The sequence below is a fragment of the Vibrio spartinae genome, from assembly GCF_024347135.1.
GTDB classification, from domain to species: domain Bacteria; phylum Pseudomonadota; class Gammaproteobacteria; order Enterobacterales; family Vibrionaceae; genus Vibrio; species Vibrio spartinae.
In genome coordinates, this window is sequence record NZ_AP024908.1 from 321,482 (window position 1) to 338,171 (window position 16,690).

The 16,690-nt window shown below is 43.8% G+C and carries 14 protein-coding genes; 10 read left to right on the forward strand and 4 right to left on the reverse strand.

Going from position 1 to position 16,690, the window contains the following annotated elements; genetic code table 11:
* The first annotated feature begins 173 nt into the window (after positions 1 to 173).
* The 3 genes from OCU60_RS19295 to galM are packed head-to-tail and all read left to right on the forward strand — an operon-like array spanning position 174 to position 3,461.
* Positions 174 to 1,226 carry a UDP-glucose--hexose-1-phosphate uridylyltransferase gene (locus OCU60_RS19295; RefSeq protein WP_074371230.1) on the forward strand — a complete coding sequence of 351 codons (1,053 nt, stop codon included), beginning with the start codon at positions 174 to 176 and terminating at the stop codon, positions 1,224 to 1,226.
* Between the two features lie 11 nt (positions 1,227 to 1,237).
* Positions 1,238 to 2,398, forward strand: coding sequence for a galactokinase (galK, locus tag OCU60_RS19300; protein WP_074371229.1), 1,161 nt, complete (start codon positions 1,238 to 1,240; stop codon positions 2,396 to 2,398).
* Positions 2,399 to 2,408: 10 nt separating this feature from the next.
* Complete coding sequence (gene galM, locus OCU60_RS19305; RefSeq protein ID WP_074371228.1) at positions 2,409 to 3,461, forward strand: galactose-1-epimerase; 1,053 nt, start codon at positions 2,409 to 2,411, stop codon at positions 3,459 to 3,461.
* A gap of 186 nt (positions 3,462 to 3,647) precedes the next feature.
* Here the strand turns inward: galM and OCU60_RS19310 are convergent, their stop codons facing one another.
* The gene (locus OCU60_RS19310; RefSeq protein ID WP_074371227.1) at positions 3,648 to 4,073 is read right to left on the reverse strand and encodes a VOC family protein; all 426 of its coding nucleotides are present in this window, start codon (positions 4,071 to 4,073) and stop codon (positions 3,648 to 3,650) included.
* A gap of 326 nt (positions 4,074 to 4,399) precedes the next feature.
* Between OCU60_RS19310 and OCU60_RS19315 the strand changes: the two genes are divergently transcribed.
* The gene (locus OCU60_RS19315) at positions 4,400 to 4,813 is read left to right on the forward strand and encodes a GFA family protein (RefSeq protein WP_074371226.1); all 414 of its coding nucleotides are present in this window, start codon (positions 4,400 to 4,402) and stop codon (positions 4,811 to 4,813) included.
* 199 nt (positions 4,814 to 5,012) lie between these two features.
* Here the strand turns inward: OCU60_RS19315 and OCU60_RS19320 are convergent, their stop codons facing one another.
* On the reverse strand, positions 5,013 to 5,639 hold the full coding sequence (locus OCU60_RS19320) for a helix-turn-helix domain-containing protein (protein WP_074371225.1): 627 nt from the start codon (positions 5,637 to 5,639) through the stop codon (positions 5,013 to 5,015).
* Between the two features lie 316 nt (positions 5,640 to 5,955).
* Here OCU60_RS19320 and OCU60_RS19325 point away from each other — a divergent pair, with 316 nt between their 5' ends.
* Positions 5,956 to 6,405, forward strand: a complete 450-nt coding sequence (locus tag OCU60_RS19325; protein WP_074371224.1) for a GNAT family N-acetyltransferase — start codon at positions 5,956 to 5,958, stop codon at positions 6,403 to 6,405.
* Between the two features lie 6 nt (positions 6,406 to 6,411).
* Here OCU60_RS19325 and OCU60_RS19330 read toward each other — a convergent pair whose 3' ends face one another.
* Positions 6,412 to 7,059: a phage repressor protein CI gene (locus tag OCU60_RS19330; RefSeq protein ID WP_074371223.1), complete on the reverse strand. Its 648-nt coding sequence runs from the start codon at positions 7,057 to 7,059 to the stop codon at positions 6,412 to 6,414.
* A 376-nt stretch (positions 7,060 to 7,435) separates the two neighbouring features.
* On the opposite strand from OCU60_RS19330, the gene OCU60_RS19335 reads away from it, so the two are divergent.
* From OCU60_RS19335 to OCU60_RS19345, 3 genes are all read left to right on the forward strand, one after another.
* Positions 7,436 to 8,194: a hypothetical protein gene (locus tag OCU60_RS19335; protein ID WP_159439429.1), complete on the forward strand. Its 759-nt coding sequence runs from the start codon at positions 7,436 to 7,438 to the stop codon at positions 8,192 to 8,194.
* A gap of 295 nt (positions 8,195 to 8,489) precedes the next feature.
* Positions 8,490 to 10,316 carry a sensor domain-containing diguanylate cyclase gene (locus tag OCU60_RS19340; RefSeq protein WP_449361638.1) on the forward strand — a complete coding sequence of 609 codons (1,827 nt, stop codon included), beginning with the start codon at positions 8,490 to 8,492 and terminating at the stop codon, positions 10,314 to 10,316.
* A 351-nt stretch (positions 10,317 to 10,667) separates the two neighbouring features.
* On the forward strand, positions 10,668 to 10,877 hold the full coding sequence (locus tag OCU60_RS19345) for a hypothetical protein (RefSeq protein ID WP_074371220.1): 210 nt from the start codon (positions 10,668 to 10,670) through the stop codon (positions 10,875 to 10,877).
* Between the two features lie 68 nt (positions 10,878 to 10,945).
* Here OCU60_RS19345 and OCU60_RS19350 read toward each other — a convergent pair whose 3' ends face one another.
* Positions 10,946 to 12,619 carry a SulP family inorganic anion transporter gene (locus tag OCU60_RS19350; protein ID WP_074371219.1) on the reverse strand — a complete coding sequence of 558 codons (1,674 nt, stop codon included), beginning with the start codon at positions 12,617 to 12,619 and terminating at the stop codon, positions 10,946 to 10,948.
* A 183-nt stretch (positions 12,620 to 12,802) separates the two neighbouring features.
* Between OCU60_RS19350 and OCU60_RS19355 the strand changes: the two genes are divergently transcribed.
* Positions 12,803 to 13,810 carry a 2-hydroxyacid dehydrogenase gene (locus OCU60_RS19355; RefSeq protein ID WP_306345715.1) on the forward strand — a complete coding sequence of 336 codons (1,008 nt, stop codon included), beginning with the start codon at positions 12,803 to 12,805 and terminating at the stop codon, positions 13,808 to 13,810.
* A 465-nt stretch (positions 13,811 to 14,275) separates the two neighbouring features.
* On the forward strand, positions 14,276 to 16,660 hold the full coding sequence (locus tag OCU60_RS19360) for a two-partner secretion domain-containing protein (RefSeq protein WP_074371217.1): 2,385 nt from the start codon (positions 14,276 to 14,278) through the stop codon (positions 16,658 to 16,660).
* Positions 16,661 to 16,690 lie beyond the last annotated feature (30 nt).

Below are 16,690 nucleotides of genomic sequence, written 5' to 3' on the forward strand. Positions count from 1 at the left end.
GTGGTTTTAATCACAGAAACAGAGATAGTGGTGCTGTTAGACTCACATTTGATTTAGGGGTGGCCGATAAGCAGAACAAGTGCTGAAAGCGTGCATGATTTGGCAGCGGTCGTCTTCAACCTGAATGGTTAATGAGTTTCCTGTTTGTATTCATGCATAAAGAGTAAGTGACAATGACAAATCAATTATTTGACCCGAGTGCTCATCCTCATCGTCGTTACAACCCGCTGACCGGACAGTGGGTGTTGGTTTCGCCGCATCGGGCTAAGCGACCATGGAGTGGGCTCAACGAACCGCCCAGTCACAGCGATGTACCATCCTATGATGAATCTTGTTTTTTGTGCCCGGGGAATCAGCGGGTCTCGGGAGAGATGAACCCTGATTATGCGGACACTTATGTTTTTGGGAACGACTTTGCAGCGTTGATGCCGGATTCTCCCTCGGCACCTGAAACCGGCAATCCACTGCTAAAAGTGCAGGGCGTGCAGGGATTAAGCCGAGTGATATGCTTCTCTCCTGATCATAGCAAAACGTTGCCGGAACTTGCGCCACCACAGATCCGGCAAATCATTGATACATGGAATGCACAAATCGAAGAACTGGGACAGTCCTATGTTTGGGTACAGGCCTTTGAGAATAAAGGTGAACTGATGGGTTGCTCTCAGCCTCATCCGCATGGTCAGATTTGGGCCAACAGCTTTTTACCGAATGAAATTGAGCGTAAAGATAAACAACTGAAAGCGTATTTTGAGCAACATGGCACCAATCTGCTGGTCGATTATGTTCAGACCGAGTTGAATGATGGCTCTCGAACTGTGGTTGAAACGCAACACTGGCTGGCAGTGGTGCCTTTCTGGGCGGTATGGCCTTATGAGACACTGTTGTTGCCGAAAACGCATGTGCGTCGGATGAACGATCTGACGGATGAACAGCGGGATGATCTGGCGTTGGCAATCAAAAAACTTACCTGTCGATATGACAATTTATTCCAATGTTCTTTCCCTTACTCGATGGGATGGCATTATGCGCCATTCTTTGAGCCAGGCACGGATATTGACCACTGGCAACTGCACGCGTTGTTTTATCCACCGTTACTACGTAGTGCTTCGATACGCAAGTTTATGGTGGGTTATGAAATGCTGGCTGAAACGCAGCGAGACCTGACAGCGGAGCAAGCGGCGCAGTATTTGCGCGATGTCAGTGAGATTCATTATAAAGAACAATAAAGAGAAACAAGATGTCGAATCTAACTCAACATGTAAAAACATCATTCTCCGAAATTTTCGGATATCAACCGAGTCATCTGATTCAGGCGCCCGGTCGCGTCAATTTGATTGGTGAACATACCGATTACAACGATGGGTTTGTCTTGCCTTGTGCGATTAATTATCAGACGGTTGTCGCAGCGGCGAAACGTCAGGATACACGTATTCGGGTGGTCGCTTGTGATTACCAGAATGCTGTCGATGAATTTGATCTCAATGCACCGATCGAATTTCAGCCCGACAAAATGTGGGCGAATTATATCCGTGGCGTTGTAAAGTGCTTAATTGAACGCGGCTATTCACTGGGTGGTCTGGATATGACGGTCAGTGGTAATGTCCCCCAAGGCGCAGGGTTAAGTTCTTCCGCTGCGCTGGAAGTCGTGATTGGACAAGCATTTAAAGTGTTACTGAACCTTGAAATTAGCCAGCAAGAGATTGCGTTGAACGCACAACAGGCAGAAAATGAGTTCGTCGGCTGCAACTGTGGAATTATGGATCAATTGATCTCGTCGGAAGGACATGAACATCACGCCTTGTTGATTGACTGCCGGGACTTAACGACTCAGGCGGTATCGCTCCCCACCGAGATGGTTGTTATGATCATCAATTCAAATAAACAGCGAGGCTTGGTTGACAGCGAATATAATACGCGTCGTGAACAGTGCGAAGCAGCAGCGCGTCAGTTTGGCGTCAAAGCGTTGCGGGATGTGACGCTGGAACAGCTCAACGCACGGTTCAGTGAGCTGGATGAAGTGGTTGCCCGAAGAGCCCGGCATGTGATTACTGAAAATGACCGGACTTGTAAAGCAGCGCAAGCCCTTGCTGTCGGTGATATCCACACAGTTGCTGAACTGATGGCTCAATCCCATATTTCAATGCGGGATGATTTTGAAATAACAGTACCAGAAATCGATATACTGGTTGATTTGATAAAAACGGAGATCGGCGAACAGGGTGGTGTCAGGATGACTGGTGGTGGTTTCGGTGGATGTGTGGTCGCGTTAGTGCCGCCTGCATTCGTGGAAAGAGTCCGGACAGCCGTTGAGACGCAGTATCAAGCCGCGACTGGTTTGCAAGCATCTATCTATGTCTGCCAAGCGACACAAGGGGCAGGTCTGATTTCCGAATCATGAGGACATAATAATGCAGAAATCATTTGCCGAACAAGCATCGGCAGAGAATCAAAGGCAATGGAAAGACGCGGTTGTTTTGCAAAATTCGCGAGGCATGCGTCTTGAACTTGCCCCAATGGGAGCCACTTGGCTCAGTTGCCAGCTACCTCTCGGTCAGGGTGACATGCGGGAAATGCTGCTGGGGGTCGATTCTGAACAGACATTGCTGACCCAGACAAGCTATTTAGGGATGACGATCGGGCCTTACGCCAACCGGATTGCCAATGCCAGTTTCACACTTGATGGCAAACAATATGCGCTTGATGCGAATGAAAATGGCAATTGCCTGCATAGCGGCAAACATGCGTTTCATAATCGTCGCTGGGATGTTGCGGAGCAGACAGAAAACCAAGTCCGGTTTTCTACCACGTCTCCGGATGGTGAGATGGGGTTCCCCGGTGACTTAGAGGTCTCGGTGACGTATACCGTGACGGAAGCCGATCAGGTGTTGATTGAATATCATGCGACAACGGATCGACCAACCCCCGTTAGTCTGACTAATCACGCTTATTTTAATCTGCACGGTGCCGATCAGGGAAATTCTTGTCTCGACCATTCTCTCTGGTTAGATGCAGATGCGTTTTTACCGATTAGTGATGCAGGGATTCCGTTGGGGCCGCTACAAGATGTGACTGACACCGGTTTTGATTTTCGGCGTACCAAACAAGTGCGATCCGATTTAATGCAGGATCAACAGCAAATGACCGCACAAGGCTACGACCATGCCTACTTATTCCGAGCTGAGCGTGATGTGTCAAGCCCGGTGGCATCATTAACCAGTGCTGATGAGCGAATTCAGATGCATGTCACCACCACAATGCCGGCTATCCAGCTTTATACCGGTAACTGGCTGACAGGAACACCGGGACGTGGTGATCATGTCTATTCTCAATATGCGGGGATTGCTTTAGAAACGCAGTTCTTACCGGATTCCCCCAACCATTCTGAATGGCAGCAACCTAGCTGTATTCTGCAACCGGGTGAAACATATCATCACACGACTTGTTATCAGTTTGAGTTTTAAAAACTGGCCAATATGATGGGGTGACAGATCACGAAACGGCACCATGAAAAAGATCTCTGCACATAGAGATCTTTTTTAACTGAAAAATCGATGTCTAAATCGTGATATTGCCAGCCTGTTTACTAAAGCCTGTTTACGATAAATTGCCTAGCAATAAGTTGAATATATTATCAGTGATAACGCGGATTAAATCGTACTGTTTCTTTCGCTGACAATGTCACTCATATACTCAACAAATTCGACTTCAAATCCTGCCGGGTCGATAAAGTAGATATTTTTCCGGTGTGGGTGCGCTGCGCCGTCTTTTGCAATTTCGAATCCGGCATCCGTCAGGCGAGCAATGACAGCGTCAAGATTATTGGTGATATAAGCAAAATGTGCCAACCCAACCTGATGGCCTGTCAAATCCCGGTTTTCCCCTTCGCCATTGTCACTGATTGCCAGATACTGGTAATCATCGCCAAAGTGGAGCCATGTCCGCGGTTTACCATACCATTCTGACACGCCTTGATCTCTGATATGCCAGTGTGGAAAAGCCGCCTGATAAAATTTCAGCATGGCAGAAATATCATCTTTCCGGACAACCAGATTAACGTGTTCTAAATGAATCATCATGAACTCCTTATCTTATTTTGAGAATTTATCGCCAACGCTATGATTGAGTTTGGCATCAATACGTCTCGTTATTCATTACTGCTAACTCATAAGGAAATATAAAACCTCAAGTTAACTTGAGGTAAAGCATTTTTTTTAATTTTTTTGGTTGCGGTGCATAACTTCAGAGGTTGTGCCTGCTCAGTTGGTTTTAAGGGGAACCGCCCATCAAGTCATTGAGTCAAATGTATTGTTCTGCGATGATGGTTTGGTATCGATCACGTGCGTGCTTCAATGTGTACGTCTGTGCCGGAAAACATACATCAATCGAGGAGCAATTTAAGATGGAATTTCCTATCCATGGTGCCTGTCAATGTGGTCAGGTCACTTACGAATTACTTGCGGCACCGCAAAAAGTGATCGCTTGTCATTGTCAAGAATGCCAAAAGTTGTCTAGTGCGCCTTTTAGTGTCACAGCACTGGTCTCTGCTGAAAATATTCGTTTCTCCGGGGAAATGAAAGAGTGGCATCGAGTAGCAGAGAGTGGCAATACTAATGTTGCTAAATTCTGCCCTGATTGTGGTGTGCGCATTTATCATGTGGATCCGGCGCTACCGGATGCCATCAAATTAAAACTGAAACCAGCCGGATTGGCCGACGATACGCTGTTCGCACCATCACGCCATATATGGACGAGTGAACAATTGAGTTGGGATACTATTCCGGAAGGAATGCCGACGGTGGAAAAGCAGGCTTGAGCAAGTTGTGGTTTTGCACGAAAAAACACACCTGATTCTTGTCGAACACCGCAAGCAAATGGACGGCAGCCATGGCATTTGGCTGCCGTGATTGAAAGCCAATCGTTGAAATCCAATCGTTAAAATCAGTGAGGTGAGCGGTCCGAGCTCATATGCTGATTCATTGACCGCTTCGTCTGTGATGAGTCTGTTTGTGTATTTACCCGCGAGACATGCGTAGTACGACCCTCCCTGATATTTTCAGCGTATGCTCAGCGACAACCAATGGCGAACCTTTAAAATCAATGGCCAATTGCTTTTCGGGTAATCGCTGAATATCGTTGACTGAATACAGGCCATCGAAATCGATGAGATAACTCCCGGAAACCGCTTGTTGTGCCTCCTGATCGACAATATAGATATGATCTTCTTCACGAATCGCAATCACATTGGTGATGGATAATTCATCCAACAAGAACTGCTCCAGTGTTATCGACCCATCCTGAGCCAACTTGCCATTTTTTAGCCAAAAGAGATCAATATCAATCAGCTTTTTGACCTCATCATTGTCTCCCTGATAGGCATGAGTTGCCGCATTTGGATAGGGCGTCCCTTCTCCCAACAACAGCCACTTTAAAGAAACACCTTTATGCAAATGAGACCGGATAGCCAGATCAAATGGGCAACTATTACGCTGATGCCAAGTTGTAATGGTTGAATAAGAGACCTCTGCATTTTCTGCCAAAGCCCGTACACTCTTGATATCTAAGACTTCTCTGATTCTATCAGTTACTTGCTTACCTAACTGATAGTCAATTGTGGGTAATAAAACTTGTTTTTTATTCATATGCGATCAATAATGAACTCAATTGAGCATGAAAACAGAAGGGCAAGCCTGTTATCCATGCTGAACAAACAGTGCGAATCAGAATACCATCGATTGTCGGAGGGACGTAGTATCGGGTTAAATTTATTTCATATGCAAACATGTTCTGCGATCGGCGACAAAGTTTTCTCACCAGAAATGGTGTGATTCGCTTGATTGTTCGTCCTTGATCTTCAGTCAGAGAATGAGATGATATATTGATATTTTCTCACGTGTGAGCGCTTCTCCGCAGAAGCGTCAGTGCGTTGTTGTCTGATGTTTTTTCAGGGAGGTGATCATGAAGGGGTATTATATCAGCGCAGATAAAAAGAAACTGGATTTTGATGTTATCTATTCTTATTTATCAACAAGTTACTGGGCTGAGAATATTCCGGAGTCCGTCCTTCACAAAGCGATTGAAAATGCCTTTTGCTTTGGGGTGTATTTAGATTCCGGAGAGCAGGTTGGTTTTGCCAGAGTAATTACGGATCAAGCGACTTTCGCTTATCTGGCGGATGTGTTTATTCTGGAGGCGCATCGCGGGAAAGGGTTGAGTAAATGGCTGGTGGCAACGATCCTTGAGGCCCCCGACTTGCAGGGGCTACGGCGTATACTACTCACGACAAAAGATGCGCATGGCCTTTATGCTCAATATGGTTTTGTTCAAGTTGAACATCCTGAAAGATTGATGCACATCTGGCACCCCGATATTTACTTCACCGAGAGTGACTCAGCAACCGGGCACTAAACGATGTCACGTCTCATCCTCGGTCAGAGATTGTCTCCGGGACATAAATAAGACCACTTGTCCGGCGACTTTGACGTCGGATTCGTTGACCGTCAAAGCGGACCCATCAAAATTCAGTGCCAGCTGTTTACCCGGTAGACGTTGCAGTGCATTAATTGACAATAGGCCATCAACATTGAGCAGATAAGTTCCGCTGACTGCTCGGGTGGCTTCCTGATCAACCAGATAAGTCATATCCCCGTCGCGGACAGCAATGACATTGGAAATCTCCAATTCATCTAAAAAGAACTGATCCAACGTCATCGTCCCTCGATGATTGAGTTGCCCATTCTTCAACGCAAACAAATCAATATGTACCAGACGTTTTGGTTCATCATTGACATGATATTCATGAGCGGCAGCATTCGGGTAAGGATCACCTTCATCGAGTAGTAGCCACTTTAAAGAAATCCCCTTGTGTAAATGTAATCTGATTGCCAGCTCATAAGGGCAGACATTTCGTTTATGCCATGTCGCGAAAGTCGATGTCGGAACATTGAGTTGCTCGGACAGAGCGCGCGTACTCTTGGCGTTTAGTATGTTGCATAGCTTTTCTGTGACCTGCTTCCCAGCAAGATAGTCAAAAGGCGGCAATGAAACTTGTTTTTTACTCATATGCGATCAATAATATCCTCAAATGAGCATGTTATGTAGAAAGGCAAGCCTGCATTACATGCTGAATAAACAATGACTTAACAGGATAACATGATGGCTTTTCTGCCAATAGCCTTAAATACACTTTTTATGAAGTCACTCCATAATCTACGCATTTGAATCAATAAAATATTCAATTGCTATTTCCTATGATGGGGAGATCCACACCCGTTTTACGTGAAACCCATGCTGGATCGGATGATGACGACATTCTCTTGTCTGTCTATTCCGGTTGTTGCTTTGCCCTCAATTTGAGGGCTTTTTTTCAGCTTGGTTGCAGCGCTAAATGATTGAATGACACTTTGTATTGGGAATGATGATGATCAATGAATTCGATTTGGATACTGAAACATCCGCATGCGTCACTGAGAAACCTCGAAAGCGTCCAATTTACTGGAAACACTCACCCATATATTGGCCGGCACTTTCTTCACAACAAGCAGCACGGGAGATTCCGCTGAAGTACGTCTCCGATAAGGTTGATATCACGATCTTATCTCCGAATGAATGGTGGGAATTCTTGTCACTGCTGTATCATCGAAAGCATCAGCGACCACCTGAACATCTCACGCTACCCGCCTGTGATCCACTGGTGCTATGTGTGGAATTGGGCATCACAGCCTACGTCAAAAATTACAATCACAACACTTATTTGGTGTTACCGGAGTATCGGAAGCATCTTATGACTTTACTCTCTGGTGACTACTTCCGTCATCGGCATCCCCAAATTCTGACATTAGGGCTGGGCGCGCTAAGTATTGAAACCAATATCTCTTTGGCAACACATGTCATTTCATCGGTAGAAATATTAATCGGGGAATCGCGGCATATGTTGCAATACCTGATGAATGATGAGCAACTGTTAAGTCAGTTAGGACTTGGGCATGTATCACTTTTGGCTCAGTCGATTACCACTGCTGGGACGTCACTGTCTCTGGAAGAATCCTTTCCAGTCTCACTCTGCGTTGGTTTAGGTTTGGTGTTGGTCAGTATCGCCTCACCGGTGTGGGAAACCGAGCGTAAAACGATATTTTCACAGGCGATGGTTGATAAAATGTCAGAGCTTGTGATCAGTGAGGCTGAACTCCCGGAGTAGAGCATCCGTACGGCTGGTCAGTCTGCTCGGAAAATCAATCAGATATTGCGTTATCGTAACGATGCTCCATACTTAATTTATACTAAAGCTGTCTATACTAAAATAATTCTAAGTTCTGGGGCTAGGAAGTGATGGATAGTGATCCATAAAAGTTTATTCTGATGGAAGCTCTAAAGTGATACTGACCAGAAAATTTCCGAAACTATTTTTGTTTTATAGCCTACTGGTAGGTACGTTTTTATTATTGTTATCAATGCTTTATCGGGTCGAGTTACATAAAGTCGATACGACCATGATGAACAATGCAAGTAACCAAATATTCAGTGCTAGAAAAGCGCTTGAAAACGCACTCAGATGGCGTGTGAGTGATATGAACTTCTTTGAAAAGACACTCATGGCGGCAGAGTTCGATCAACCCGGGCATCTGAAAGCTGAAAAAATCGCATCACTATGGCGCACTTTTATTCAATCTCGTCGAGTTTATACAGAAGTGAAGTGGGTTGATTTCTCTGGACAAGAACAAATTAAAATTAGTTATAGGGCAAGACGAGTCTCAATTGCTCAGGAAAAGAATCTAACTAATATCAGCAAAATGTCTTATTTTAAAGATATTATGGCATTCCCTCGTAAGAAAATATTTATCTCACCACTTAGTATCGATATGAAAGAAAGTGTCAACGCAATTAATGATGTACCCGTGTTGGTACTTGGTGAGAAGGTAGAAAATATATCGAAAAATAAAAGCCTGAAAGGAATACTGATTGTTAGCTATAAAGTCGATAATCTATTGAGTCGTATGTATAATATTAATGAAAACCTCTGGATTTCAAATAATATGGGGCAATGGTTTAAAATTGCTTCGGATCGTTCACTCGAGAAAAAATATCAGTTGAAATATCAAATTAAAATGCCAATTGACCATCTTCAAGTCTGGAAAAAGATCAGTGCAGAAACCTCAGGAACATTTATTGATGACCACGAATTTGGGGCCTTTGATACATTATTAACTGTGGAAAAAAATGGTAAGCTCCGTGGCACGAGATTTTATGTCAGCGATGCAGAACGCCAGTTCCCCCACTATCCGTTGAAAATTATCTATTATATTGAAAAGAAACATTTAGAGGCTTTAAAAAAATCCATCCATGATCATCATATTGTGATGATTGGCGGTTTCTTTATTTTCTTTGTTTTCTTTGGCTATTATATTTTCTCTATGTATTTTAAATCTCAGAAGACAATTAATAAGTTATTGGTAGCAAATACAATTATCGACAATTATGTGATTCATGCTACTGCGGATTTAGACGATCATCTTGAATCTGTGTCTGAGGCTTTTTGTCAGGTCTCTGGATATACTGACGAAGAACTACAAGGTCAGTCATATTATCGACTTTGTCACCCGGATATATCTAAATACCTTCCTGCTGATATAAAAGATAATATTCTGGCAGAGAAATCCTGGAGCGGAGAGATCAAAAAGCTCAGTAAAACTGGTGAAGTATATTGGGTACTCGCTTATATTGAACCGACTTACGACATCAATAAACGTCTGATTGGATATACCACTGTGGAGCAGAATATTACGGACCGCAAGTATCTTGAAGTGCTGTCTGTCACTGATCGGCTGACCGGGATGCATAACCGCCTGAAATTAGACGAAACACTGGAGAGAGAAGTATCCCGAGCGGATCGTCATAATAATCCTTTATCGATAATTATGTTTGATATCGATGATTTTAAAGTGGTCAACGACACCTTCGGTCATCAGGCCGGTGATGAAGTGTTATGGAAGATTGCCGAACTATTAAAACAACATGTGAGGACGACCGATATTCCCGGCCGCTGGGGAGGCGAAGAGTTTCTGGTGGTATGTCCTGAAACGGATCACTATGGCGTACGTATTCTGGCAGAAAATATACGCCAGTTATTTATGAATTATGATTTTGGTGTAGTAAAACGTTGCACATGTAGCTTCGGAGTGGTGACACGTCAGGATAATGAAAGTATCGACCAGATGATAGAGCGTGCTGATATGGCTCTGTATACCGCGAAAGGCAGAGGTAAAAACCGAGTTGAGTCAGGCGAGCGCCGGCTCATTCAAATGCGTCAACATAAACGATGATCGATAAACAAGATGATCGATAAACAATGAGCAAAGCGCACAGCCATTGAGCCCATGACAAACTCATTTTACCGATGCAGCATCGTGACATATCAATTTGATTGTCATTTAAAGTTCATATATTTGTGATTGATAGCCTCAGAATGAACATGAAGGGGACCAAAAACACATTGTGAGCGGTTGACCATTGTGACTTTAAAATATAAAAATACTCTCATTTGAAAAACGAAACCTCTAGAGTTTTGCGCCTTGGCTTATCTTGATATATGTGATGAGTATCGAATTCACATATATCATTCATTATGAAACTGGCGACACGATCAGTTCACAAAAACGTTGGCAGGTATAAACATGAAAAAAAATTATTCGGAATATTCCGAGCAGGCGGTCAGGAATTTTATGGCTGACCTCTTTGAAACGTTCGATTCGCAACTGAAGGATAGTCAGGATCCTCGCGTTGAACTGGAATTCTTCGGCGGAACAATCGAAATCCGCTTGCTCTCTTTTGAAGGGGTCTATAAACCTCAGCTCGTTGCTCTGGCCGAACCTGAATCTTCCTGATCTTTTCAGTGAGCAGAGAGACTTCAGGTGGTATGTCCTGAAGTCTTACCTCTGAAACCTGGTAAACGTTATGCTCCTGTTGATGGCTGTGATGCAGATTCAATCATTTGCAATGCGGTGTGTAGCGCTGTTTGAAATTCAGCGAAATAATAATCTTCACCAATCTGTTGTATGATGCCGACTTTTTGTAATTTATAAGTGACTCGGGCGTTGGCGCCGGAGATCATCACTCGGATATTCCGGCGTCTGAAATCCTGAACCATCTCTTCCAGTGTCTGTAAGCCAGTCATATCCATAAACGGCACCCATTTCAGTCGTAATATCAGAATTTGGGGCTTGTCCGGGATACTGTGCATGACACGTTCAAAGGCATCCGCAGCGGCAAAGAAAAATGGTCCTTCCAACGCATAAACTGCCAGTTCAAGCGGTAATTGTGTGATGCCTTGATGTGCCAGTTCATCAGCCAGTTCAACATTGGTACTGGCTTTGACTTCAACACTCGTCGCCATGCGTTTAACAAAGTGCAAAACGGCAATAATGACCCCGATATTGACAGCCACAACCAGATCGGCAAAAACCGTCAGGAAGAATGTAATCAGTAGAATGAGGACATCCGCTCTCGGGGCCCGTTTCAGTAGTTTGAGAAAGTGCCGGACTTCACTCATATTCCACGCGACCACGAACAAAATTGCACTCAGGGCTGCAAGTGGGATATTGACCGCCAGCGGGGCGAGCAGGAGCAGGATGATAATGAGGGTGGCGGTATGGACAAGGCCTGCCAGCGGACTATTGCCACCGTTACGGATATTGGTCGCTGTCCGGGCAATCGCTCCTGTTGCAGCAATGCCACCGAACAGGGGAGACACCATATTCGCGATACCCTGACCAATTAACTCTTGATTTGAATTATGCCGTGTCCCAGTCATTCCGTCTGCAACCACCGCAGATAAAAGTGACTCGATTGCCCCTAGCATTGCAATCGCAAATGCAGGGCCGATCAACGGAATCAAGTCCGCAAGACTTGCTTGTGGCAGCGTCACTGATGGTAACCCCTGAGGGATGCCGCCAAATGCTGTCCCGATGGTACGGATACTGTCGAGATGTAGCGTATTCTGTAACAGCGTTGCGACGACCAGTGCCAGCAACGGACCGGGGACTTTGGTCAGTTTCGGGATCTTCGGTCCGTAAATGACAATCACCAAAGACAGCAGAGCCAGCCCGGTTGTTTGCCAGTCTAACTGAGGGAAAGCGTGATAGATGGACAGCAGCTTCTGATGAAAGTGTTCACCATGAATTTGCGGTAAACCGAAGAACTCCTGCCATTGTCCGACCCAGATAATGACCCCGATACCGCTGGTAAAGCCAATAATCACCGGATCAGGAATAAACCGAATGATGCTGCCAAGCTTGGTAATGCCCAACAGCAGCAGAAAAACACCTGCCATCATGGTAGCAATTTGTAAGCCACTGATACCGTAGTCATGGACCACGCCGGACAATAACACGATGAAAGCACCAGTCGGCCCTGCGATTTGAATGCGGGAACCACCGAACAACGAAACGAGTATGCCGGCAACGATAGCCGTGTACAGACCCTGCTCCGGTTTCACACCTGATGCAATTGCAAACGCCATTGCCAGGGGTAAAGCGACCACACCGACAATGACACCCGCGCTAATATTCCGTAACCATTGAGAAGGATGAAAGAGCCCGGCTTTATAGGACTCATAACAGGCAATCATGCTAATAACCATTAAAAGAGAAAGGAGACCAGATCTTACAACGATGTTTTACACTGTAAAGAGCAACTAGTAATAATTTCATGATTTCGGTATAAAACCAGAGCGGACAGCAAAATAGTCAACATGAATGCAACATAATAACAGTCGCTGCCGTTTATTTTATTGTTCAGTCTGAGGAATGAAGTGATGAAAATATCAGTATTTAGCTCGAAAGCTTATGATCAGGCGTATTTTACCCAGGCCAATCAGGCATACGGATTCGAGCTTGAGTTTTACGAAGTCCGGTTAGACCAAAAAACCGCCAGACTCGCGCATAACAGCCCGGTTGTCTGCGCATTTGTAAATGATGATCTGTCGGAGCAGGTGCTACAGACCTTAGCTGAAAATGGCACCCAATTATTGGCAATGCGCTGCGCGGGGTATAACAATGTTGATCTGGCAGCCGCCAAAAAGTACCACATTACCGTGGTGCGTGTACCGGCATACTCGCCTGAAGCGGTGGCTGAGCATACCGTCGGTTTAATGATGACACTGAATCGGCGCATTCATAAAGCCTATCAACGTACCCGCGATGCCAATTTTTCACTCGACGGATTAGTCGGGTTCAACATGCATGGTAAAACAGCCGGCATTATCGGAACCGGAAAAATCGGTGTGGCGACCCTGCGGATTTTGAAAGGATTCGGCATGCGATTATTGGTGCATGATCCGTATCAGAATCCTGCGGCACTTGAGCTCGGGGCAGAATATGTCGATTTAGATACGCTACTGCAAGCGTCGGATGTGATTAGTCTGCACTGTCCGCTCTTCAAAGAAAATCACCACATGCTCGATGCTCAGGCTTTCGCTAAAATGAAAAAGGGCGTGATGATCATCAATACCAGCCGAGGTGCATTACTGAATGCACTTGATGCGATTGAAGCACTTAAACAAGGTGTTATCGGCTCTCTGGGGCTGGATGTTTACGAAGAAGAACAAGAACTGTTTTTTGAAGATAAATCCAATGTTGTGATTACCGATGATGTGTTCCGCCGTTTATCGGCTTGCCATAATGTCCTGTTTACCGGCCATCAGGCATTTCTGACTAAAGAAGCCTTATTATCGATCGCCAGTACGACATTCGACAATGTGAACAGCTTCCAGCAGCACACCCGCAGTGGTAATGAGGTCGAGTCAGTCGTTGCAAAATAAAAACATTTGCATTTTAAGAATGACATATGAGTTTCACTGTATTGCGAATAGGTTTATATTTATGCGAATCTTTTAAAATCAAATAGTTATATTTATTTTAAAAGTTGGCACGCATACTGCAATATCTATCGTGACCCTTATTAAGCCGAGGGTCACCTAGCCAACTGACGTTGTTAGTGAACCTATTTTGTTCATATTGATAGCCAATCACAATTTTGTGGTTGGCTTTTTTTTGGGTAAAAATCGATAGTGAGGTGGTTCTGCTATAAACATTTGATCATTAGTCGCTCTTCAATTGAACATATAAAAAAGTGATTGTTTACTAAAAAATAATAATAAAGTTGTCAATATTTATATCGATGATATTATTCCTACCCTATATTTGTCATTTCCATGACATTTGTGTTTTTCAATCTTTATGAAAAGTTGATATGAGTCAATATATTCGAAAGTTATAATATATTGGTGGTATTGATTTTTCTGGGTTTATTCAATTCCGGGGTCAGTGCTGGTTATATGTGTTCTGTTCAAAGTATTCAATTATTTCTCTGCGTACTATTGTTGTCTATTTTTAGACCAGCCTTTGGCCATGTAGTCGCAGGAAGCCAGAAGAGTGGTGCCGAACAAGTATCGGTAAGTCAACGTTCAAATCAATATTATATCCGAATTGCGAAAGCAAATGACTATGGTGTGTCATTGAACTATTTCGATAGCTTTGATGCTCAGGAAAAAGATATTGTTTTACTTAATTCACCAGTCATGAATGTTAAAGTGGCTCAAGCACCGGCACAAACAATTGTATTGATTGTCAAGGATAGCCAGCTTGCCAATATCAAAAATATTCGGGTGGAAGGTCATGCTGCTGATATAGTGCTGGCTGCACCGAAAGGGATTCGTTGCGATGGGTGTTCGATTGAGAATGCTGAACGTGTAACGCTCGCAACTGGTACGATTACTTCTGATTACGGCGAACTGGAAACAATTAAAATAACCAATGGCAGCATGGAAATTACTGGTGATGGGTTCAGCGCCACCGATTTATCGTTATTAGATATTGCTGCGGGGCATGTATTGGTGGATGCGCCATTCAGAACAAATATGAGAGGGAGTCTTTCCACTCGGAATCATCAACAGGTCAAAGAAATCGATGAAGCCGGAGAATTAGACGTTTCGAATGGTGATGTACAAATAATCGTTGGTCAGAATCATTTTCGCTATTCTGATAGGCAGTCCAATGCTTATTATAAAAACTTTTCCATCAAAGACTATGCATCATTATATGCTCTGGAAATTACTCACAGCGGAACATTTGCTGTTGGTAATCTCCATCTTGAATCGACTTATGACAACGGTATTGTTTTTGTCGGTGGTCAGATCAAGGCTCAGGGTGCTTGGGCTTATGTCGGGCGATATAATGATCAAAGTATTGTCCCATTGGAATCAGTGAAAATTAAAGCGAATGGTAACATCTATCTTTCCGATCAAATTATTGCTGCCAATCGAGTTGATATTGAGTCAACAGGGCTGGTTGAGGTTAAGGCTTTATCAGCGGGCAATAACTATTTATTGGATAGTATTTCCGCCGCTGAGGTGAATATTGCAGCTGTTGGCGTGATGAAAAATGCAGGGGCGATTGTTGCAGAGTCAGTGTATGTTTCGGCACAAGAGATAACCAATGAAGGAGATATTGAATCGACCCGAGATTTATATCTCAATGGAAAAAGTGGCATCGCAAATCAGTATGGTGGTGTGATTCTTGGTGAAAATATTGAGATGAAATCTGAAAAGGATGTGATTAATGGTCAGCTTTATCCGTTCAAACCCTCAAAATGGTGTGCCTATAGCCAAAGATCAATTATATCGGATCATTCACTAGAAACTGGTGGAAAAATATCTGTTCCACTATTTAAAGGATGTGGCAAAGTTGCCGTTGATTCTCTTAGTGCTTATATATTGGGACAAAACATTAAGGTTGAAGCTCAAAATTTCACTAATGCCAATCCTTATGAAGTCTCAAGAAATGGTTATACAGATCCTGAACTGAAATTAGATTTTATCAAAAGTTCTCAGGTTGTTATTTCAGCGGAGTCCATTCTGGAGTTTCATCTCAAGGAGCGGCTTTGGAATATGTCAGCGATTGCAGAGTCTTGGACGGGAAATGTCGTTTTAGATACGCCGTTGATTGACAATGAACGATATCATATCTGGGCTGATACCTATACAACAAAGTCCCCTCAGGTTACTTGCACAAGAAAAGAAGATAAACCGGGAAGCCCAATCATGACATATGAGAGGAGAGAGTTGTGCCTAGTGAATCCCAATATCTTAGTCGATAAAAAAATACAGTACATTAAAGTATTATCCCCACCAGCTCGATTGAATGTCGGCGGTAGCCTTGTATTAAAAAGTAATATGTTTAGCAATGAGCATAGCAGTGTTGAAGTCAGGAAAGATATTTCTGGATCGGTTTTTAACGTATGGATGGAAGGGTTGCAGCTTCGGGATGTTTTTGAGCAAACAACAACTCAGTATCACTCAAGAAGGTATTGTAGCAAACGTTTTTTCAGACATTGTATCAGGCATAAAACGGATCACTGGAAAACTTCAACCACTAAATTAGTTAAAAATGAAGTAACAGCTGAATACCCATTTATTTTTTATGTCGATGGACATATTTATGAGGGCTTTGGCAGTGATTCTTATTCATTGCAAAATATTACGTTTGGTCCTTATGCAACTGCTTATATGCCACCACCTTCACCAACATCTAAACCAAGTAAATATGTGCCGATATTTAATGGGGATACCACTATCTTCATTCCAAATCCTTCTTATCGGGAGGGAGAATGATGCCCGATTGTCATTCTGTTTTTGAAAATA